At 71.1% G+C, this 19,215-nt stretch carries 19 protein-coding genes and 4 tRNA genes; 16 read left to right on the top strand and 7 right to left on the bottom strand.

What is annotated here, in order from left to right; translation table 11 throughout:
* The first annotated feature begins 2 nt into the window (after positions 1-2).
* The gene (locus ACFCXS_RS02690; RefSeq protein ID WP_376641170.1) at positions 3-476 is read left to right on the top strand and encodes an NUDIX domain-containing protein; all 474 of its coding nucleotides are present in this window, start codon (positions 3-5) and stop codon (positions 474-476) included.
* Here ACFCXS_RS02690 and ACFCXS_RS02685 read toward each other — a convergent pair.
* On the bottom strand, positions 464-1,030 hold the full coding sequence (locus tag ACFCXS_RS02685; RefSeq protein ID WP_376641168.1) for an HD domain-containing protein: 567 nt from the start codon (positions 1,028-1,030) through the stop codon (positions 464-466). The genes ACFCXS_RS02690 and ACFCXS_RS02685 overlap by 13 nt on opposite strands.
* Position 1,031: 1 nt before the next feature.
* Positions 1,032-1,493 (bottom strand): GntR family transcriptional regulator, encoded by a 462-nt coding sequence (locus ACFCXS_RS02680; RefSeq protein ID WP_376641166.1) that lies wholly within the window; start codon positions 1,491-1,493, stop codon positions 1,032-1,034.
* A gap of 170 nt (positions 1,494-1,663) precedes the next feature.
* Between ACFCXS_RS02680 and ACFCXS_RS02675 the strand changes: the two genes are divergently transcribed.
* The 3 genes from ACFCXS_RS02675 (at position 1,664) to rox (ending at position 4,460) form a co-directional block, all read left to right on the top strand.
* Positions 1,664-1,742 (top strand) — tRNA-OTHER (locus tag ACFCXS_RS02675).
* Between the two features lie 255 nt (positions 1,743-1,997).
* Positions 1,998-2,825 (top strand): hypothetical protein, encoded by an 828-nt coding sequence (locus ACFCXS_RS02670; protein ID WP_376641164.1) that lies wholly within the window; start codon positions 1,998-2,000, stop codon positions 2,823-2,825.
* A gap of 204 nt (positions 2,826-3,029) precedes the next feature.
* On the top strand, positions 3,030-4,460 hold the full coding sequence (rox, locus tag ACFCXS_RS02665) for a rifampin monooxygenase (protein ID WP_376641163.1): 1,431 nt from the start codon (positions 3,030-3,032) through the stop codon (positions 4,458-4,460).
* Positions 4,461-4,639: 179 nt separating this feature from the next.
* On the opposite strand, the gene ACFCXS_RS02660 is transcribed toward rox, so the two are convergent.
* Positions 4,640-7,042 (bottom strand): MFS transporter, encoded by a 2,403-nt coding sequence (locus ACFCXS_RS02660; protein WP_376641161.1) that lies wholly within the window; start codon positions 7,040-7,042, stop codon positions 4,640-4,642.
* Between the two features lie 355 nt (positions 7,043-7,397).
* Between ACFCXS_RS02660 and ACFCXS_RS02655 the strand changes: the two genes are divergently transcribed.
* On the top strand, positions 7,398-7,610 hold the full coding sequence (locus ACFCXS_RS02655) for a hypothetical protein (protein ID WP_053674492.1): 213 nt from the start codon (positions 7,398-7,400) through the stop codon (positions 7,608-7,610).
* Between the two features lie 125 nt (positions 7,611-7,735).
* Here the strand turns inward: ACFCXS_RS02655 and ACFCXS_RS02650 are convergent, their stop codons facing one another.
* Together ACFCXS_RS02650 and ACFCXS_RS02645 are read right to left on the bottom strand one after the other, a co-directional pair.
* Positions 7,736-8,392: an NAD(P)H-binding protein gene (locus tag ACFCXS_RS02650; RefSeq protein WP_376641158.1), complete on the bottom strand. Its 657-nt coding sequence runs from the start codon at positions 8,390-8,392 to the stop codon at positions 7,736-7,738.
* Between the two features lie 496 nt (positions 8,393-8,888).
* Positions 8,889-10,148 carry an amidohydrolase family protein gene (locus ACFCXS_RS02645; RefSeq protein WP_376641156.1) on the bottom strand — a complete coding sequence of 420 codons (1,260 nt, stop codon included), beginning with the start codon at positions 10,146-10,148 and terminating at the stop codon, positions 8,889-8,891.
* A 314-nt stretch (positions 10,149-10,462) separates the two neighbouring features.
* Between ACFCXS_RS02645 and ACFCXS_RS02640 the strand changes: the two genes are divergently transcribed.
* The 9 genes from ACFCXS_RS02640 to ACFCXS_RS02600 all read left to right on the top strand — a co-directional run bounded on the left by ACFCXS_RS02640 (position 10,463) and on the right by ACFCXS_RS02600 (position 15,658).
* Positions 10,463-10,535, top strand: a tRNA-Thr gene (locus tag ACFCXS_RS02640).
* 47 nt (positions 10,536-10,582) lie between these two features.
* A tRNA-Met gene (locus ACFCXS_RS02635) sits at positions 10,583-10,655 on the top strand.
* 90 nt (positions 10,656-10,745) lie between these two features.
* Positions 10,746-10,910, top strand: a complete 165-nt coding sequence (gene rpmG, locus ACFCXS_RS02630) for a 50S ribosomal protein L33 (RefSeq protein ID WP_003948671.1) — start codon at positions 10,746-10,748, stop codon at positions 10,908-10,910.
* 100 nt (positions 10,911-11,010) lie between these two features.
* Positions 11,011-11,463, top strand: a complete 453-nt coding sequence (locus ACFCXS_RS02625; RefSeq protein ID WP_376641154.1) for a MaoC family dehydratase N-terminal domain-containing protein — start codon at positions 11,011-11,013, stop codon at positions 11,461-11,463.
* A gap of 8 nt (positions 11,464-11,471) precedes the next feature.
* Entirely contained in the window at positions 11,472-11,900 is a 429-nt protein-coding gene (locus ACFCXS_RS02620; protein ID WP_376641507.1) for a MaoC family dehydratase, read from the top strand.
* Between the two features lie 113 nt (positions 11,901-12,013).
* Positions 12,014-12,568 (top strand): TetR/AcrR family transcriptional regulator, encoded by a 555-nt coding sequence (locus ACFCXS_RS02615; RefSeq protein WP_376641152.1) that lies wholly within the window; start codon positions 12,014-12,016, stop codon positions 12,566-12,568.
* 91 nt (positions 12,569-12,659) lie between these two features.
* Positions 12,660-14,096 carry an MFS transporter gene (locus ACFCXS_RS02610; RefSeq protein WP_376641150.1) on the top strand — a complete coding sequence of 479 codons (1,437 nt, stop codon included), beginning with the start codon at positions 12,660-12,662 and terminating at the stop codon, positions 14,094-14,096.
* 30 nt (positions 14,097-14,126) lie between these two features.
* Positions 14,127-14,507 (top strand): DUF3291 domain-containing protein, encoded by a 381-nt coding sequence (locus tag ACFCXS_RS02605; RefSeq protein WP_376641148.1) that lies wholly within the window; start codon positions 14,127-14,129, stop codon positions 14,505-14,507.
* Positions 14,508-14,602: 95 nt separating this feature from the next.
* Entirely contained in the window at positions 14,603-15,658 is a 1,056-nt protein-coding gene (locus tag ACFCXS_RS02600) for a UDP-N-acetylmuramate dehydrogenase (protein ID WP_376641146.1), read from the top strand.
* A gap of 340 nt (positions 15,659-15,998) precedes the next feature.
* Here the strand turns inward: ACFCXS_RS02600 and ACFCXS_RS02595 are convergent, their stop codons facing one another.
* Both ACFCXS_RS02595 and ACFCXS_RS02590 read right to left on the bottom strand, forming a co-directional pair.
* The gene (locus tag ACFCXS_RS02595; RefSeq protein ID WP_376641144.1) at positions 15,999-17,030 is read right to left on the bottom strand and encodes an adenosine deaminase; all 1,032 of its coding nucleotides are present in this window, start codon (positions 17,028-17,030) and stop codon (positions 15,999-16,001) included.
* Positions 17,031-17,170: 140 nt separating this feature from the next.
* Positions 17,171-18,397 (bottom strand): pyridoxal phosphate-dependent aminotransferase, encoded by a 1,227-nt coding sequence (locus ACFCXS_RS02590; RefSeq protein WP_376641142.1) that lies wholly within the window; start codon positions 18,395-18,397, stop codon positions 17,171-17,173.
* 306 nt (positions 18,398-18,703) lie between these two features.
* Between ACFCXS_RS02590 and ACFCXS_RS02585 the strand changes: the two genes are divergently transcribed.
* Together ACFCXS_RS02585 and secE are read left to right on the top strand one after the other, a co-directional pair.
* A tRNA-Trp gene (locus ACFCXS_RS02585) sits at positions 18,704-18,776 on the top strand.
* A gap of 108 nt (positions 18,777-18,884) precedes the next feature.
* Entirely contained in the window at positions 18,885-19,169 is a 285-nt protein-coding gene (gene secE, locus ACFCXS_RS02580; protein ID WP_376641141.1) for a preprotein translocase subunit SecE, read from the top strand.
* The last annotated feature ends 46 nt before the right edge of the window (positions 19,170-19,215 follow it).

Here is a 19,215-nt window from a genome sequence, read left to right as displayed (position 1 = left end):
CCATGGGACGTATCGACTACCTGCACGACCCGGACGCACCGCCGGCCAATTCGGTTGTGCCGTCAGTCGTTGCCTTCGTCCAGAACGACGCGGGGCAGGTGCTGATGATCCAGCGCTCTGACAACGGCAGGTGGGCGCTGCCCGGTGGCGGTCACGACGTGGGGGAGTCCATCAGCGACACGGTGGTGCGTGAGGTCTGGGAAGAGACCGGCATCAGGGCGGAAGTGGTCGACGTGTCCGGCCTCTACACGGACCCCGGACACGTCATGCAGTACGACGATGGCGAAGTCCGCCAGCAGTTCAGCATCTGCTTCCGGGCCCGGCCGGTCGGCGGCGACCTCCGTACGAGCAGCGAGACGACTCAGGTCCGCTGGGTTGCCCCGGCGGACCTGGAGACGCTGGACGTACACCCCACGATGCGGCTCCGGATCGAGCACGCCATGGACCGGACGCGCACGGCGCCCTACATCGGCTGACGCTTGGCGGCGGCGACCCGTTCGAGGACGCGGCAGGTGCACGCGAGGATCTCCGGCTCAGCCCGCCGGATGAACTTGCCGATCAGGCTGTCCGGCCCGTAGCGCCCGGTGATCTCGTTAATCCGGTCCACTGGGTTGGTCGGGGTGCCGTCCGGGGTGGTGTTCATGTCGCAGTAGCAGAGCGCATCGTTCAGGTGCTCGCTCTCGCGGGGGAACTCCCCGTCAAGCTCAGCCCGCAAGCCGCGCGCGTCCGCCTCAAGCCATGAACAAGAGTGATGGGCGACCAGGTTGACGACCTGCTCGTCGGCGGCGGCCACGTCCCGGAGATACCGCGCGCCGTCCAGGGGGTGGAAGCCTGTCTTGGCGAGGTCCGGCGCGTAGCCGATGTCATGCAGGACCGCCGCAGCCTCCAACAGGTCCGCGTCCTGGTCGAGGATGAGCGCGATGGTACGTGCCCGCTCAGCGACCCCGAGGCAGTGTTGCCAGCGTCGCGGTAGCGGCTCAGCGAGCAGCGACTCAGCCAGGGGATAGGCCCACTCCGTCAACGTCGACAAGCTACGAACGCCCCTCTCGCGCCGGCACGGCGCGGACCGTCCGCACCCTGCCCTGACCTCCACCCGCCAGCACGCCGGCGGCTTCCAGCTTCTCCAGCGCCTTGGCCACGGTCGGACGTGACACCCCGAACCGTTCGGCCAGCACGGAAGCGCTCGGGAACGCTTCCCCTACTTCGAGTCCGTCAGTCGCGATGACCTCTGCGATTCGCTGATCAAGCGGGCGCCGGTCGACCGGCGCCCCCGCGCGTACGACTCGCCACCGCTCGCCCCGCACCGGTTCGGCCACGCCTTCCTGACGCAGTACGCCGAACGCACGCAGGGCGACCCCGCGCGAGACCTTGTGATCGCGCATGAGTTCAGCCAGCGACGGAAGCTCTGTCATGGTCGGGTCGTCTTCGATCTGCCTCTTCACTGAGTCGGCAATCTTCAGGAAGGTTCCCCGAGGGTTGGCCTGCTGCGACACTCGCTCTCCCTCTCCGCCGGGCAGTCGACACCACCGGTAAGCCTCCCACGACTGCCGGCCGTCGCGGAGGGTCGCGCACAGCGGGGCGCACGGACGGTTTCAAGATCAGGACGAGACGCGGACGGCTTTGCCTGTCCTAGCACCCGTATGCGGCTGAGTAGCAGGTCACAGGGGGTGCGGAGTGGTGATCTTGTGCAGACTGTAAATCTGCCGGCTCAGCCTTCCCAGGTTCGAATCCTGGCGCCGCCACACTGGGGAAGACCCCCTCCGATCAGGTTACTCACCTGACTGGAGGGGGTTTTCGCTGTCTAACGGTCGGCACACACGCCTCGTCGTCCCTCCTGGTCGCCCTGGCCCGGCCCCAGCGCCTCCGCCGACGCGTCCCGAACGGTCCCAGGGCGCCCCCGAGGGTGAGCATGATCACTCTCCCTCGGCAGGTCGGAGGGCATGAACGCGTCAGATAGGCTGCCGCCCTTCGTAACGGCACCCTTCTGAAGAGGTGTGATGAAAACAGGCAGACGAACCGTCGCGGTGGCCACGCTCGCGGGGGCGCTGGGACTCTCGGTGCTGAACGCGCCTGCGGCTCAGGCGGCGGACACCGGCATCACCGTGTCGGACATCGTCATCAACAACGGCAAGCCGATCGTCGTCGGCACGTCGAAGGTGGTGGAGCCGCCCATCAGCTTCAACATCGCGCTGCCCGCCGGGTACAGCACCGCAGACCCCTCCCGCTACGACGCGTACCCCTTCCTCTACCGCGGCAGCATCAAGTCGGCGGCCGACTCGGGCGAGAACTTCATCCAGCCGGGCGGCTACACCTGCTACGAGATCGACTCCAAGCACGCTCGCTGTGAGGGCGACCTCTACATCGACCCGCACCCGAGCCAGGAACACGTCGACTCCAACAGCGACGCCACGACCTGGAAGGTCGGCGTCACGCTGAAGCTGTGGAAGGCCGACGGCGGCCTCAAGACCGGGGAACTGGAGACGCGGTCCACGACCGCCCAGCTGAAGCGCGCGGCCAAGGCCACCACCAACGCCTCCCCGGAGCCGGTCACCAAGGGCAAGACGATCACCGTCACGGGCAAGCTGACCCGGGCGAACTGGAGCACGAAGAAGTACGACGCCTACAGCGGCCGCACGGTCAGCCTCCAGTTCCGCGCCAAGGGCACCGACAGCTACAAGACGCTCAAGAAGGCCACCACCAGCAGCACCGGGGGACTGAAGACCACGGTCACCGCCTCGGCCGACGGCTCCTTCCGCTGGGTGTACTACGGCAACTCCACGACCGGCGTCGCCACCAGCGCGGCCGACTACGTCGACGTGCGCTGACGCCCTCGGCAACCCGGGCCGGGATCTCGGGTTCACCCTCCACGGCCGCGCACAGCGGCCTATGCGCACATGAGAAAGGCAAGGAGTCGTCTGCTCCTTGCCACTCTCAACGTATAGCGCATGGGGGGCCTTGCGGCAAGGCCCCCGTGGTGCCGCACAATCTTCGGCCTGTAGTCAGAAAACGGGCGAAAATTGGGGTCTGCCTTGATCGATGTGGTCATTGCCGGCGGTGGTCCGACCGGAATGATGCTGGCCGGGGAACTGCGGCTGCACGGCGTGCGTGTGCTCGTGCTGGAGAAGGAGGCGGAGCCGACCCCGCACGTTCGCGCGCTCGGCCTCCATGTGCGCAGCATCGAGATGCTCGACCAACGTGGACTCTTGGAGCGCTTCCTCGCAGAGGGCAGCAAGCACCCGCTCGGCGGGTTCTTCGCCGGGCTCGCCAAGCCGGCGCCCGGCCGGCTGGACACCGCGCACGGGTACGTCCTCGGGATCCCGCAGCCCGTCACCGACCGCCTGCTGGCCGAGCACGCGACCGAACTCGGCGCCGAGGTCCGGCGCGGCTGCGAACTGGTCGGACTCAGCCAGGACGACGACGGTGTCACCGCCGAACTGGCCGATGGCACACGGCTGCGCTCCCGTTACCTGGTCGGGTGCGACGGCGGTCGCAGCACGGTGCGCAGACTGCTCGGCGTCGGTTTTCCCGGTGAGCCCTCCAGGGTCGAGACGCTGATGGGCGAGATGGAGGTGGCCGCGTCGCCGGAGGAACTGGCGACCGTGATGGCCGAAGTCCGCAAGACGCACTTCCGGTTCGGCGCCATGCCGATCAGAGACGGGGTCCACCGCGTCATCGTGCCCGCCGAGGGCGTGGCCGAGGACCGCACGGTCCCGCCGACCTTCGAGGAATTCAGGCAGCAGCTGCACAAGTTCGCCGGCACCGACCTCGGTGTGCACTCCCCGCGCTGGCTCTCCCGCTTCGGCGACGCCACTCGGCAGGCCGAGCGCTACCGTACGGGCCGGGTCCTGCTGGCCGGTGACGCCGCGCACGTTCACCCGCCGACCGGTGGCCAGGGGCTCAACCTCGGCCTCCAGGACGCCTTCAACCTCGGCTGGAAACTGGCCGCCGAACTGCGGGGCCGGGCACCTGAAGGGCTGCTGGACACCTACCACACCGAACGCCATCCGGTGGCCGCCGCAGTGCTCGACAACACCCGCGCGCAGATGCACTTGCTGGCGCCCGAGCCAGGGCCGCAGGCCGTCCGCCGGCTCCTGGCGGAGCTGATGGACTTCGAGGAGGTGAACCGGCTCCTGATCGAGAAGGTCACCGCGATCTCAGTCCGTTACGACTGCGGAGAGGGGCACGAACTGCTCGGCCGTAGGCTGCGGGACGTGGGGTTGCAGCGGGGCCGCCTCTACGAGCGGATGCGTGACGGCCGCGGACTGCTGCTCGACCAGACCGGCGGCCGACTGTCGGTGGCGGGCTGGTCGGACCGGGTCGGACACGTCGTCGACGTCAGCGAGGAACTCGACGTCCCCGCGGTGCTGCTGCGACCGGACGGGCACGTGGCCTGGGTGGGCGACGACCAGCAGGAACTGCTCGACCGGCTGCCGACGTGGTTCGGACCGGCAACCGGCTGAAGTGACTACGTGCGGCCGGTGGAGGTGGGGGCGGTGGGGCGTGCCGGCGGCCCCACCCCCACCGACACGCACCCCCACCGACACGCACCCCCACCGACACGCACCCCCACTGACACGCACCCCCACTGACACGCACCCCCCCCCGCGCGCCCCGGCCCCGCACGCCTGCGCCCGCGCAGCTACTCGCCGACGGCGTGGGCCAGTTCGATGTCCTGGTCGTCCACACCGATACCCCGGACCGTCAGCGGCACCGCCCGGGGCGGGTAGCCGGTCGCGATGACCGTGTAAGCGCCGGTGTCCAGGTCGGAGAAGGCGTACGCACCGTCGGGGCCGGTACGCGTCGTGGCGACCACGTTCCCCGCCGCGTCCACCAGCGTCACCCGCGCGTCGCTCAGCGGCGCGCCCCCTGCGCGTACCGTGCCCCGCACCTGCGCGCCGGGCCGCAGTTCGAGCGCGACCCGGGTGGTCCCGGCCCCGCCGATCTCGACGACCTGGGCCAGCGGCCGGTGCTTGGGGGAGCTGACCGCGAGGGTCACCGGTCCCGGCACCAGGTCGGTGACCGTGAACTCGCCCAGTACGTCCGTCCGTTCCGTCGCCAGCACTTCTCCCCGCGCGTCCGTCACGATGACCACGGCCTCGGCGACCGGAGCGCCGCCGTCCGCGGAGCGCACCACCCCGGCGAGGCCACTCGTGCCGCCCAACAGCACGTCGTACGCGACCGGTTCACCGGCCACGACGATCGTGGAGGCCTGCGGCTGACAGCCCTCCGACGCGGCGATCAGGACGTACGAGCCGGCGCCCGGAGCATGCACGCCGTACGAACCGTCGTCCCGCGAGACCGCCCGCCCGAGCTGCTTTCCGTGCAGCGAGATCAACGTCATCGCGGCTCCGCCGACCGCCGTCCGATCGGCCCTCAGCACACGGCCCCGTACGGGGACCCCGGCCGGGTCGGCCGCGCCCGCGGCCCGTCCGGCAGGCGCCTCGGCAGCCGGCTCCCCCTCGATCGAAGCCGCCGCCACCGGGTCTCCACCCGCCGAAGTCCCCGGCACCGGCTCCCCCTCGACCGAAGCCGCCGCCACCGGCTCCCCACCAGCCGAAGTCCCCGGCACCGGCTCCCCGTCGACCGAAGCCGTCGCGACCCCCGCCTCGGCCACCCCGGCTTCCGCCCCGCGCTGCCGGGGGATGAACGAGGCGACCGCGAAGGCGAGCAGCGCGGCCCCGGCTCCGACGGCCAGGACGACCTTGAATCCGTTCTGGGAGGGCAGGGGCGTCCCCCCGAGGTCCGTCGTCATCTGCGCCAGGATCACCCCGGCCACTGCGCTCGCACTCGACGTACCGATGGACCGCATCAGCGTGTTGAGGCTGTTCGCCGCGCCCGTCTCCGAAGCCGGCACGGCGCCCATGATGAGCGCGGGCATCGAACCGTAGGTGAAGCCGATGCCGGCGCCGATGACGCAGGTGACCAGCACGAAGTGCCAGAGCTCCGACATCAGCACGATGTTCAGCCCATATCCGGCGGCAACGATCAGCGCACCGACCATCAGGGTGATCTTCGGGCCCCTGGCCCTCGACAGGGCGGCGGAGACGGGAGCCGTGGCCATCATGACCAGGCCGGACGGGGCCATCGTCAGGCCCGCGACGAGCAGTGACCTGCCGAGGCCATAGCCGGTCGCCTCAGGCAACTGCAGGAGCTGCGGAATGACCAGGGACATCGCGAACATCGCGAACCCGACGGCGATCGAGGCGAGATTGGTGACCAGCACCTGACGGCGGGCGGTGGTCCGCAGGTCGACCAGTGGCTCCTGGACGCGCAGCTCCCACCACCCCCACACCAGCAGTACGACGACGGCCGCCGCGAACAGGCCGAGGGTCGTCCCGCTGCCCCAACCCCAGTCGCCGCCCTTGGAGACGGCCAGCAGCAGCGACACCAGGCCCGCCGCCATGCCGATACCGCCCACCAGGTCGAAACGCCCGCCGGTGCGCACCTTCGACTCCGGTACGAGGGCCGGCACCAGCGCCAGGGCGACGACACCGAGCCCGGCGGAGGCCCAGAACAGGGCGTGCCAGTCGAAGTTGTCCGCGATCAGCGCGGCGGCGGGCAGCCCGAGGGCACCGCCGACCCCGAGGGAAGCGCTCATCAACGCCGTGGCGGAGCCGAGTCGTTCGGCGGGCAGTTCGTCCCGCATGATGCTGATGCCGAGCGGGATCACACCGGAGGCGAGACCCTGCAGCGCCCGTCCCACGATCATCGGGGTGAGCGAGTCGCTCATCGCGGCGGTCATCGAGCCGGCCACCAGCATCACGAGGCTGATCAGCAGCATCCGGCGCTTGCCGTACATGTCGCCGAGCCGGCCCGTCATCGGCGTGGCGACGGCGGCGGCGAGCAGGGTGGCGGTCACGGCCCAGGCGGTGTCCGAGGCCGGAGCGTTCAGCAGCCGGGGGAGCTCCGGGACGATCGGGATGACCAGGGTCTGCATCAGCGAGACCACGATCCCGCCGAAGGCCAGGACCGCGACGACGGTGTTCGCCCGTGGTGCCGCGGGCTCCCCGGTGTCGACGGGTCGGGGAAGGGTGTGGGACATGGCCGGGCCTCCGTAAGGGGCGTCAAGGGGCAGCGCGACCCGACCAAGCTAAGGCAATTGATTGACTTAAGCAATTGGATCGAGCCGGGGAAACGCGTGACAGGCCGCAGAAACGCATGACAGGGGGCTTGTGAAAAGGGGGCAGTCGCCGCAGGGGACGTGACAGGGGTATCTAAAGGGCCAGTCACCGGAGGGGACGTGACAGGGGTATCTAAAGGGCCAGTCACCGGAGGGGAGACAGGGGCCACCCAGCAGGGGCAGTCGCCGCAGGGGGCGTGGGCAAGGGGCACGCGAGAAGGGCCGGTCGCCGCGAGGGAACGGCATGACTGTCCTACCCACGCGGCACACTGGCCCCATGTCCTCCCGCCGCAGACTCTGCCCCGAGTGCCGCCGCGAAATCGCCGTCGTCGCCGGGCGGTACGCACGCCACGACCCGCCCGGCGCCCGCGAGCACGGCGAACTCACCTCGTGCCCGGGCTCCCGTCGACAGGCCCGCCCCGGCCCGGAGCAGCCGTCCCTGGACGGCTACACGGTCCCGGACTTCCCAGGCCAACTGCCCCTGTTCTAGGGCCCGACGGCGACCGCGAACCTGTCCTGAGGACCGGCGAGCCGCCGGCCGCGAACCTGACCGGGGCCCAGTCCGGTCGCGGCCGCGAACCTGACCGGGGCCCCGACGACCCGCAGGTTGCGAACTCAGTTCCCGGCCACCGACTTCACCGCCACGGACACCGGCACCGGTCCGCCGATCAGCTCCAGAGTGAGGCCGGCCGTCGCCGAGGTGTCCACCAGCTCCGCCAGCACGGCGGCCACGTCGTCGCGCGGGATCGGACCGCGGCCCGTGCGCGCCTCCAGCCGTACGAGACCGGTGCCCGCGTCGTCGATGAGCTGGCCCGGGCGCAGGATCGTCCAGTCCAGGGCGTCGAGCCCGCGCACGTACGCGTCCGCCTCGCCCTTGGCCCGCAGGTACACGTCGAAGATCTCGTCGCCCTGGTGACCGGGGTCGGCGCCCATGGACGACACGATCACGAAGCGCCGCACGCCCGCCCGCACCGCCGCGTCCGCGAAGAGGACGGCCGCGGCCTTGTCCACCGTGTCCTTGCGGGCCACCCCGCTGCCCGGCCCCGCGCCCGCCGCGAAGACCGCGGCGTCGGCGCCCCTGAGCCGCTCCGCGACCTCGTCGACGGAGGCCGACTCCAGGTCGAGCACGACCGGTTCGGCACCGGCCTGCCGCAGGGCGTCGGCCTGTTCGGCCTTCCGGATGATCCCCGCTACTTCGTCCCCGCGCGCGGCGAGCAGCCGCTCCAGCCGCAACGCGATCTGACCATGACCACCAGCGATGACAATGCGCATGCCTTCGACCGTACGCCTCGACAGCACCCTCCGCCGCACGACTTGGGCCGCGCCCCGCCGCCGGACTACCGGCCCCTGCCCTGCGCGGGCTCATGACCGCCGGCCCCGTCGCGGGCTTACGGCCCCCTGCCCTGCCGTACGACTTGGCCGCGCCCCGCCGCAGGACTACAGCATCCCGCCCGTCCCCAGGCCTACGGCCTACGGCACCACCCCAGGCTTGCGGCCCTTCGCTCCGCCGCAGGCCTACGGCACCCTGCCTGTCCCCAGGCCCCCGGCCCCGCCCGAGGCTTGCGACCCTTCGCTCCGTCCCAGGCCTACGGCCTACGGCCCCGCCCGAGGCTTGCGACCCTTCGCTCCGTCCCAGGCCTACGGCCTACGGCCCCGCCCCAGGCTTGCGACCCTTCGCTCCGTCCCAGGCCTACGGCCTACGGCCCCGCCCCACGCTTGCGACCCTTCGCCCCGCCCGAGGCTTGCGACCCTTCGCCCCGCCGCAGGCCTACGGCCCCTCGCCCCGTCCCTGCCGCGGCAGCCCCAGCTCGACCGAGGCCGCCGAACTGCAGTACTCGCGCACCGCGCTGGTCCGCGCCACCACGCGCCCCTGGTGCACGACGATCCGGCTGTACGCCAGGGACAGCACCCCCGCGAGGCGTTCCCCGCGCACCGCGAGCAGCTCGGCAGGGAAGCCCGCCTCCACCCGCACCTCCGGCAGCCCCAGCACCGCCCGCGCCGAGGAGCTCACCGCGTCGTACGCCTCCTCGGGCGGCAATCCGTAGCGCGAGGCCAGCAGGAAGGCCGCCTCCAGGGGGTCGCCGCGCCCCACCGGGTTGGACACGTCCCGCAGCGCCCCGCTCCCGGCGGCCACCCGCACCCCGGCCGCGCGCAGCAGCCGTACCGGAGCGGCCCCGCGCCGGTCCACACCACCGCAGCCGCCCTGCGGCAGGCACGCCACGGCCACTCCGGCCGCCGCGAGTTGGTCCGCCGTCCGCGAGGCCACCTCGGAGGGCAGCCGGCCGAGGTCGCCGCACGGGCTGAGGGTCACTCCGGGGCGCAGTCCGCCCGCCATCGCGGCGAGCCGGGCCAGCCGGGCCGGGTCCCCGGCGTCCGTGTGCAGGTCGACGGGACAGCCGTGCTCGGAGGCCATCTCCAGGACCGCCTCCACGTATCCCGCCGGATCCGGGTCGAGGTCCGGCCGGCCGCCCACCACCGAGGCGCCCATCTTCACCGCGTCCCGCAGCATCGCCAGCCCGTCCGCGCCGGCCACCCCGGTCAGCACCCGGGGCATCGCCACCGTCGTCAGCTCCGCGAGCCCCCGCAGTGCCCGCCTCGCCTGCAGCACGGCCGTCAGCGCGCCGAGGCCCTGGACGTCCCCCACGCGCACGTGTGCCCGCAGCGCCGTCGCCCCGTGCCCGAGCTGGAGGAGTGCGGCCTCCGTCGCCCGGCGCTGCACGTCCTGCGCCTCGTACGAGACCGGCCCCTCGGTGTCGGCCGACAGGGCCGTGTCGGCGTGGGCGTGCGGCTCGGCCGGGGCCGGCAGCAGCAGATAGCCACTGAGGTCCACCCGCGCCCCGCACGCGCGCGTGCCGCCCGCTCCCAGGCTGCCGGCCGTGCCGACCGCCTCGATGCGCCCACCGCACAGCCGTACGTCCACGGTCCGGCCGTCGGTGAGCCGCGCCCCGCACAACAGCAGCGACGACGGGTCGGCCGGACCCGGCGAGGACGACGGGGGCGGTGGGGGCTGCGGCCGGCTGTCGGGCATCGCACTCCAGGGGCTCGGGCTGCGCACGGGAGGACGCGTGATCACGCAGAGTGAGACGAGCCTAGGACGGCCTCAGGCCCCTGGCGGGGAGGAGCGCAATAGTCGTACCGGCGTGGTCTGCCGGTCGTCTGCCGGTCGTCTGACGGTGGTCTGCCGGTAGTCCGCCCGTGTTCCGTCCATGGTCCGCCCGAGGCCCGCTCATGGGGCGGGATGCGTCCACGAGGCTGCCGGGAGGACGGTCCGAGCGCCCGGGGTGGGTGCCTCGAAACGGATTTGGGCGAACGGCGGCCGAGCGTGTAATGTCTTCATCGCTCGCCCCAATAGCTCAGTCGGCAGAGCGTCTCCATGGTAAGGAGAAGGTCAACGGTTCGATTCCGTTTTGGGGCTCTGGTGTGACTGGCTCCCGTCGCAAGACGGGGTCCGGACCACATCAAAGCGGTGTAGCTCAGTCGGTAGAGCAAGCGGCTCATAATCGCTGTGTCACCGGTTCAAGTCCGGTCACCGCTACTGACAGTAGCCGATTGCGGGGTCGGTCCTTCGATCGGCTACTCTTTCTTGCGTTGAATAAGTCCATCCGTTCGTCTTAGGAGCACTCACGTGGCTGCCACCGACGTCCGCCCGAAGATCACGCTGGCCTGCGTGGAGTGCAAGGAGCGGAACTACATCACCAAGAAGAACCGGCGTAACAACCCGGATCGTCTTGAGATGAAGAAGCACTGCCCGCGTTGCAACGCGCACACCGCGCACCGCGAAACGCGATAAATCAGGCTCGTACGCGAGGCCGTTCCCGAGTAATCGGGGGCGGCCTCGCGTCGTTGAGGTACCCGTACCGGTCAGTAGAGCTACCAGGAGGTGCCGGGCCATGGCGCTCGACCAGTCCTTCGTGGGGCGGACGTACCCGCCCACCGCGCCGTACGAGGTGGGCCGGGAGAAGATCCGTGAGTTCGCCGAGGCGGTCGGGGACACCAACCCGGCGTACACGGACGCGGAGGCCGCCAAGGCACTCGGTCACCCCGACGTGATCGCTCCGCCGACCTTCGTCTTCGCGATCACCTTCAAGGCCGCGGGGCAGGTCGTCCAGGACCCCCAGCTCGGCCTCGACTACAGCCGCGTCGTGCACGGCGACCAGAAGTTCGCCTACCGCCGCCCGGTCCGCGCCGGCGACCGGCTCTCGGTCACCTCCACCATCGAGGCGATCAAGTCCCTCGCGGGCAACGACATCATCGACATCCGCGGCGAGGTGCACGACGAGGCCGGCGAGCATGTCGTGACCGCCTGGACCAAGCTCGTGGCCCGCGCGGCCGAGGAGGCGTGAGCGACCCCATGACCGCGAAGATCTCCTACGCCGACGTCGAGGTCGGCACCGAACTGCCCGCGCAGACCTTCCCCGTGACCCGCGCGACCCTCGTGCAGTACGCGGGCGCCTCCGGTGACTTCAACCCGATCCACTGGAACGAGAAGTTCGCCAAGGAGGTCGGCCTGCCGGACGTCATCGCGCACGGCATGTTCACCATGGCCGAAGCGGTCCGTGTGGTCACCGACTGGACCGGCGACCCGGGCGCGGTCGTCGAGTACGGCGTCCGCTTCACCAAGCCGGTCGTCGTTCCGAACGACGACCAGGGTGCCGTGATCGAGGTGGCCGGCAAGGTCGCCGCCAAGCTCGACGACAACACGGTCCGCGTGGACCTGACGGCGACCAGCGCCGGGCAGAAGGTGCTGGGCATGTCCAGGGCGGTCGTACGGCTGGCCTGAGCCGGTTCGTGGCACGACGTAAGGGGCGCTCACCAAGGCGGGGCGCCCCTTACGCATGGCACGGGCAGAGCACCGCTTGACATGGTTAGTGATTGAGCACTAACTTCATATGCATGGCCAGGATGAGTGCGGAAGAGCGGCGCGAGAGCGTCATCCGGGCGGCGATGACCGAGTTCGCCCGCGGCGGCTACCACGGCACCTCGACCGAGGCGATCGCCCGCCGGGTCGGCGTCTCGCAGCCGTATCTCTTCCGGCTGTTCCCGGGCAAGAAGGCGATCTTCCTGGCGGCGGCCGAGCGGTGTGTCGAGGACACCATCCGGATGTTCGCGGAGGCGGCCGAAGGGCTGGACGGTGAAGAGGCCCGCCACGCGATGGGCGGGGCGTACATCGAGACCATCTCCGAGCAGCCGGAGCGGCTGATGATGCAGATGCAGATGTACCTCGCCGTGGCGGCCGCCGAGGAGGAGGGGGACCGCGAGTTCGGTGAGGCCGTGCGCGCGGGCTGGATGCGGCTCTGGGACACCATCCACCTGCCGCTGGGCGCCGACGCTCACGAGACGACGACCTTCCTCGCGCAGGGCATGCTCATCAACTGCCTGGTGGCCATGGGCTTCCCGGCCGATCACCGGGTCTGGGCGGGGCTGGGCCCGTCGGGGTCGAGCGACTGACACGACAGGCGAGGAGGCGGGGCCTTTTCATGATCTCGAAAGTTAGTAATCAATAACTAATCGATCACGGCACACACTCCATGGGGGAGCGATGTCACAGCAGACCGCACGTCGCGGGGGAGCCGCCTGGGCCCTCGTCATCACCAGCGTCGCCGGGTTCATGGCGGCTCTCGACAACCTCGTCGTCACCACCGCCCTGCCCTCCATCCGCGAGGACCTCGGCGGCGGCCTGCACGACCTGGAATGGACCGTGAGCGCCTACACGCTCACCTTCGCCGTCCTGCTGATGTTCGGCGCGGCCCTCGGTGACCGTTTCGGCCGCCGACGGCTCTTCATCGCGGGCCTCGCCGTCTTCACCGGCGCCTCCGCCGCGGCGGCCATGGCGCCCGGCATCGACTCCCTCATCGCCGCCCGGGCGGTCCAGGGCGCGGGCGCCGCGGTGATGATGCCGCTGACGCTCACCCTGCTGACCGCGGCCGTGCCCGCCGCCAAGCGGGGCATGGCGTACGGCATATGGGGCGCCGTCAACGGACTCGCCGTCGCCTCCGGCCCGCTCGTCGGCGGCAGTCTCACCGAACACATCTCCTGGCAGTGGATCTTCTGGCTGAACGTCCCGCTGGGCCTGGCCCTGCTGCCGCTGGCCCGGCTGCGCCTCGCCGAGTCCCACGGCACCGGAGCCCCGCTCGACGTCCCCGGCACCCTGCTTGCCAGCGGCGGCCTCTTCGGCATCGTCTACGGCCTGGTCCGCGGCCCCGCCGACGGCTGGACCGGCGGCCTGGTCCTCACGGGCCTCTTCGCCGGCACCGCGCTGCTGACCGGCTTCGTCCTCTACAGCGCCCGCGCCAAGAACCCCATGCTCCCGATGCGACTGTTCCGCTCCCGGGCCTTCGCCGGCATCAACGCGGCCAGCCTGCTGATGTTCCTCGGCATGTTCGGCTCGATCTTCCTGCTCAGCCAGTACATGCAGGGCGTCCTCGGCTACTCGCCCACCGAGGCGGGCCTGAGGATGCTGCCCTGGACCGGCATGCCGATGCTGATCGCCCCGATCGCCGGCATCCTGGCCGACCGCATCGGCGGCCGTCCGGTCGTCGCCACCGGCCTCTTCCTGCAGTCCCTGGGCCTCGGCTACATGGCGGTGGTGGCCACGACCGACGCCTCCTACGTGGCCCAGCTGCCCGCCCTGATCATCAGCGGTGTCGGCATGGCGCTGTTCTTCGCTCCCGCCTCGCATCTGGTGATGTCCAGCGTGCGGCCGTCGGAGCAGGGCATCGCCTCCGGCGCCAACAACGCCCTGCGCGAGGTGGGCGGGGCGCTCGGCATCGCCGTCATGGCCTCGATCTTCGCGGCCCAGGGCGGCTACGAGACCGGCCGGACCTTCGTCGACGGCATGCGGCCCGCCCTGGTGACGGGCTCCGCGGTGGTCGCCCTCGCGGGCATCGCCGCCCTGCTGACACCGGCCCGGCGGCGCACCGAACGGCAGCCCGCCCCGGCCGAACCGGCACCGGTCCTGGAGACGGCCGCCCACTGACCCCGCCGGACCCCGACAAGGAGAAGCGGAATGCCCACCCTTCCCTGGACCGTCCCGAACACCCCGCCCCGCGACACCGAGGTGCACGTCTTCGCCTCCCGCTTCGAGACCCGCACGCTGTGGGGAGCCCTGAGGTTCTTCGCCGGAACACCCGCCGTCTGGCGGCAGGTCCGCCGCAGCCCCGGCGTCTACGGAGCGACCCTGATGGCGAAGCCCCTGAAGCGGACCTTCTGGACCCTGTCGGCCTGGGAGTCCAAGGAGGCCCTGCACGCCTTCGTCCGCGCGGGCGCTCACGGCTCGGCCTCCAGGGGCCTGGCCCCGCAGATGAAGGACTCGGCCTTCACCACCTGGCAGGCGAGCAGCGAGGACCTCCCCCTCTTCTGGTCCGAGGCGCTGCGCCGTCTGCCCTGACCACCACCACGCGCGCGTGCGGCCCCTTCCCTCACGGGACGGGGCCGCACGCACGCGTGCCCGACGCCATCAGTGCCGTCTCGTACGCTTGGCCCGTGCAGGAACTCCACGACGCCCCCCTGGCCCCGCTGACGACCTTCCGGCTGGGCGGCCCCGCGACCCGGCTGCTCACCGCGACCACGGACGACGAGGTGATCGCCGCCGTCCGCGAAGCCGACGAGACGGGCACCCCGCTGCTGCTCATCGGCGGCGGCTCGAACCTGGTCATCGGCGACAAGGGCTTCGACGGCACCGCCCTCGTCATCGCCACCCGGGGCTTCTCCCTCGACGGCACGACGCTGGAGCTGGCCGCAGGCGAGGTATGGACCGACGCCGTCGCCCGCACCGTCGACGCGGGCCTGGCCGGCATCGAATGCCTGGCCGGCATCCCCGGCTCGGCCGGCGCGACCCCCATCCAGAACGTCGGGGCGTACGGCCAGGAGGTCTCCTCCACGATCACCGAGGTCGTCGCCTACGACCGCCGCACCGGCGACACGGTCACCCTGGCGAACGAGGACTGCGCCTTCTCCTACCGCCACAGCCGCTTCAAGTCCGACCCCGAGCGGTACGTGGTCCTGCGCGTCCGCTTCTGCCTGGAGGACGCCGAGGGCCTGTCCGCGCCCCTCCGCTACGCCGAGACGGCCCGGGCCCTCGGAGTGGAAGCGGGCGACCGCGTCCCCCTCGCCTCGGCCCGCGAGACGGTGCTCAAGCTGCGCGCCGGCAAGGGCATGGTCCTGGACCCCGAGGACCACGACACCTGGTCGGCCGGGTCCTTCTTCACCAACCCGATCCTCACGGACCCGGACTTCGAGACGTTCCGCACCCGCGTCCGGGACCGGCTGGGCGACGGGGTGGAGCCCCCGGCCTACCCGGCCGGCGAGGGCCGTACCAAGACCTCAGCGGCCTGGCTGATCGACAAGTCCGGCTTCACCAAGGGCTACGGCGACGGTCCGGCCCGCATCTCCACGAAGCACACGTTGGCGCTCACGAACCGGGGGAGTGCGACCACCGAGGACCTCCTCGCCCTGGCCCGCGAGGTCGTGGCCGGAGTCCACGAGGCCTTCGGAATCACCCTGGTCAACGAGCCGGTGACCGTGGGAGTGAGCCTGTAGGCACCCGGCGTCGCCGCTGGGGCGGGGCGGGCGCGCAACTCGGCGCGACGAGGCACCCGAACGGCGAGCCTGCGGCACGAGCCACGACGCGCCCGCACCCGCGGACGGCGAGAAGGGGCCGTGTCGGGGGGTGTCCGCCCGCAGCGGTTGTCGCGTCAACGGACAGTCAGTCGGCACGCAACCCCATCGCGACGTTCCGAGGACGGACACCCCCCGGCGCGGCCCCGACCCCCACCCGACGCAAGTACCCCCACCGGACCGCCACGGGCCGCCGCAGGCACCCACCCGGCATCAAGCCGACGCACGCCGACGCACGCCGACGCACGCCGACGCACGCGCGCTACGACGCCAACCAGTCGTCCACCCCCGCCAGCAGCTTCGTCTTCACGTCCTCCGGCGCCGCCGACCCCCGTACCGACTGCCGAGCCACCTCCGCCAGCTCCGCATCCGTGAACCCGTGATACCGCCGCGCGATCTCGTACTGCGCGGCGAGACGCGACCCGAACAGCAACGGGTCGTCCGCGCCCAGCGCAAGCGGCACCCCAGCCTCGAACAACGTCCGCAGCGGCACGTCCTCCGGCTTCTCGTACACCCCCAGCGCCACATTCGACGCCGGGCACACCTCACACGTCACCTGCCGGTCCGCCAGCCGCTTCATCAGCCGCGGATCCTCCGCCGCCCGCACCCCGTGCCCCACCCGGTTCGCCCCCAGGTCGTCCAGACAGTCCCGAACGGACGACGGCCCGGCCAGCTCACCCCCGTGGGGAGCCGACAACAACCCGGCCTCACGCGCGATCCCGAACGCCCGGTCGAAGTCCCGCGCCATCCCCCGCCGCTCGTCGTTGGACAGCCCGAACCCGACGACCCCCCGGTCGGCGTACCGAGTCGCCAGCCGGGCCAGCGTCCGCGCGTCCAGCGGGTGCTTCATCCGGTTCGCGGCGACCAGGACCCGCATCCCGAGCCCGGTCTCCCGCGACGTCGTCTCCACCGCGTCCAGGATGATCTCCAGCGCCGGGATCAGCCCGCCCAGCCGCGGCGCGTACGACGTCGGATCGACCTGGATCTCCAGCCACCCGGACCCGTCCCGAATGTCCTCCTCCGCGGCCTCCCGCACCAGCCGCCGGATGTCCTCCGGCTCCCGCAGGCACGAGCGCGCCGCGTCGTACAGCCGCTGGAAGCGGAACCAGCCCCGTTCGTCCGTGGCCCGCAGTCTCGGCGGCTCCCCGCCGCCCAGCGCCTCGGTCAGCGCGTCGGGCAACCGCACCCCGTGCTTGTCGGCCAGTTCCAGCACGGTCGAGGGCCGCATCGACCCGGTGAAGTGCAGGTGCAGATGGGCTTTCGGCAGCTCAGAGACATCACGTTCACGCTCCATCCCAGGATCCTGCCGCATGCCTCAGCAGTCCCGACAGCGTTTTCCCCGAACGTGGTCTTGCTCGCACACGCACACGACGAAGCGGGCCGCTCCCCGCAGGGGGAACGGCCCGCTCGACCTACTCACGTGAGCAGGCCGGATCAGTCCCTGGCCTCCGCCAGGAGCTTCTGGATCCGGCTCACGCCCTCGACCAGGTCCTCGTCACCCAGCGCGTAGGACAGCCGCAGGTACCCGGGCGTACCGAACGCCTCACCCGGCACCACCGCGACCTCGGACTCCTCCAGGATCAGCGCGGCCAGCTCGACCGTGTCCTTGGGCCGCCGGCCCCGGATCTCCTTGCCGACCAGCGCCTTCACCGACGGGTACGCGTAGAACGCCCCCTCCGGCTCCGGGCACACCACGCCGTCGATCTCGTTCAGCATCCGCACGATGGTCTTGCGGCGCCGGTCGAAGGCCTCACGCATCTTCGCCACGGCGTCCAGGTCACCGGAGACGGCGGCCAGCGCGGCCGCCTGGGCGACGTTGGACACGTTGGACGTGGCGTGCGACTGCAGGTTCGTCGCGGCCTTGACGATGTCCTTCGGGCCGATGATCCACCCGACGCGCCAGCCGGTCATCGCGTACGTCTTCGCGACGCCGTTCACCACGACGCACTTGTCGCGCAGCTCGGGCAGCACCGCCGGCAGCGACACGGCGGAGGCGTCGCCGTAGACGAGGTGCTCGTAGATCTCGTCGGTCATCACCCACAGGCCGTGCTCGACGGCCCAGCGGCCGATGGCCTCGGTCTCGGTCTCGCTGTAGACCGCGCCGGTCGGGTTGGACGGCGAGACGAAGAGGACGACCTTCGTCTTCTCCGTGCGGGCCGCCTCCAGCTGCTCGACGGTCACGCGGTAGCCGGTCGTCTCGTCGGCGACGACCTCCACCGGGACGCCCCCGGCCAGCCGGATCGACTCCGGGTAGGTCGTCCAGTACGGCGCGGGCACGATGACCTCGTCGCCCGGGTCGAGGATCGCGGCGAAGGCCTCGTAGATGGCCTGCTTGCCACCGTTGGTGACCAGGATCTCCGAGACGTCCGGCTCGTAGCCCGAGTCACGCAGGGTCTTCGCGGCGATCGCGGCCTTCAGCTCGGGGAGGCCGCCGGCCGGCGTGTAGCGATGGAACTTCGGGTTCGAGCAGGCCTCGATCGCGGCCTGGACGATGTAGTCCGGGGTCGGGAAGTCCGGCTCGCCGGCGCCGAAGCCGATCACCGGACGCCCGGCGGCCTTGAGGGCCTTGGCCTTGGCGTCCACGGCGAGAGTGGCGGACTCGGAGATCGCGCCGACTCGGGCGGAGACCCGGCGCTCGGTGGGAGGGGTTGCAGCGCTCATGGACCCCATCGTTTCAGACCGGAAACGCGCGCGGCACGGGGGTTTCACAGACTGAACAACGTCGGGCAAACCCTTGAACAACAGTGCGGATCGCCCGCCCGGCCTGGGCGATCTTCAGCGGATTCACGTCAGTCCCGCCCCCGTTCCGCAGGCGATCTTCCGTCAACGAGCCCTCCTGCGGGCCCTTTCTGTTCGACGACCGGCCGCGGAGCACGTACACTCTCACCTCGTTGGCCTCTCGCAGGCCGCGCCCGTTCGGTGCACACCAAGCATCCGGACGGATGCGGTACGTTGGGGGACACACAAAGGGTCGTAGCTCAATTGGTAGAGCACTGGTCTCCAAAACCAGCGGTTGGGGGTTCAAGTCCCTCCGGCCCTGCTACACACTCCATCGCCAGGATGTGTGCGCATGTACGTACAGCAATGCACCGCCGTGCGGCTCAGACCGGGCGCGGCACGGCCACGACCCGGAATCAGGTGAGGACGAGTGACGGACGCCGTGGGCTCCATCGACATGCCTGATGCCCAGGACGAGGCGCCGGAGTCCAAGAAGGCCCGCAAGGGCGGCAAGCGCGGAAAGAAGGGCCCGCTGAAGCGGCTCGCCCTCTTCTACCGCCAGATCGTCGCGGAGCTGCGCAAGGTCGTCTGGCCGACCCGCAACCAGCTGACGACCTACACGACCGTGGTGATCATCTTCGTGGTCATCATGATCGGCCTGGTCACCGTGATTGACTATGGGCTCAGCCACGCCGCGAAGTACGTGTTCGGCTGAGCAGTCCGCGAAGAGCGCCGAGGTACCCGGCGCTCCTTTCGCATGT

This window comes from Streptomyces sp. NPDC056373 (assembly GCF_042262425.1).
GTDB lineage: Bacteria > Actinomycetota > Actinomycetes > Streptomycetales > Streptomycetaceae > Streptomyces.
This window is presented reverse-complemented; position numbering and strand designations above follow the sequence as displayed.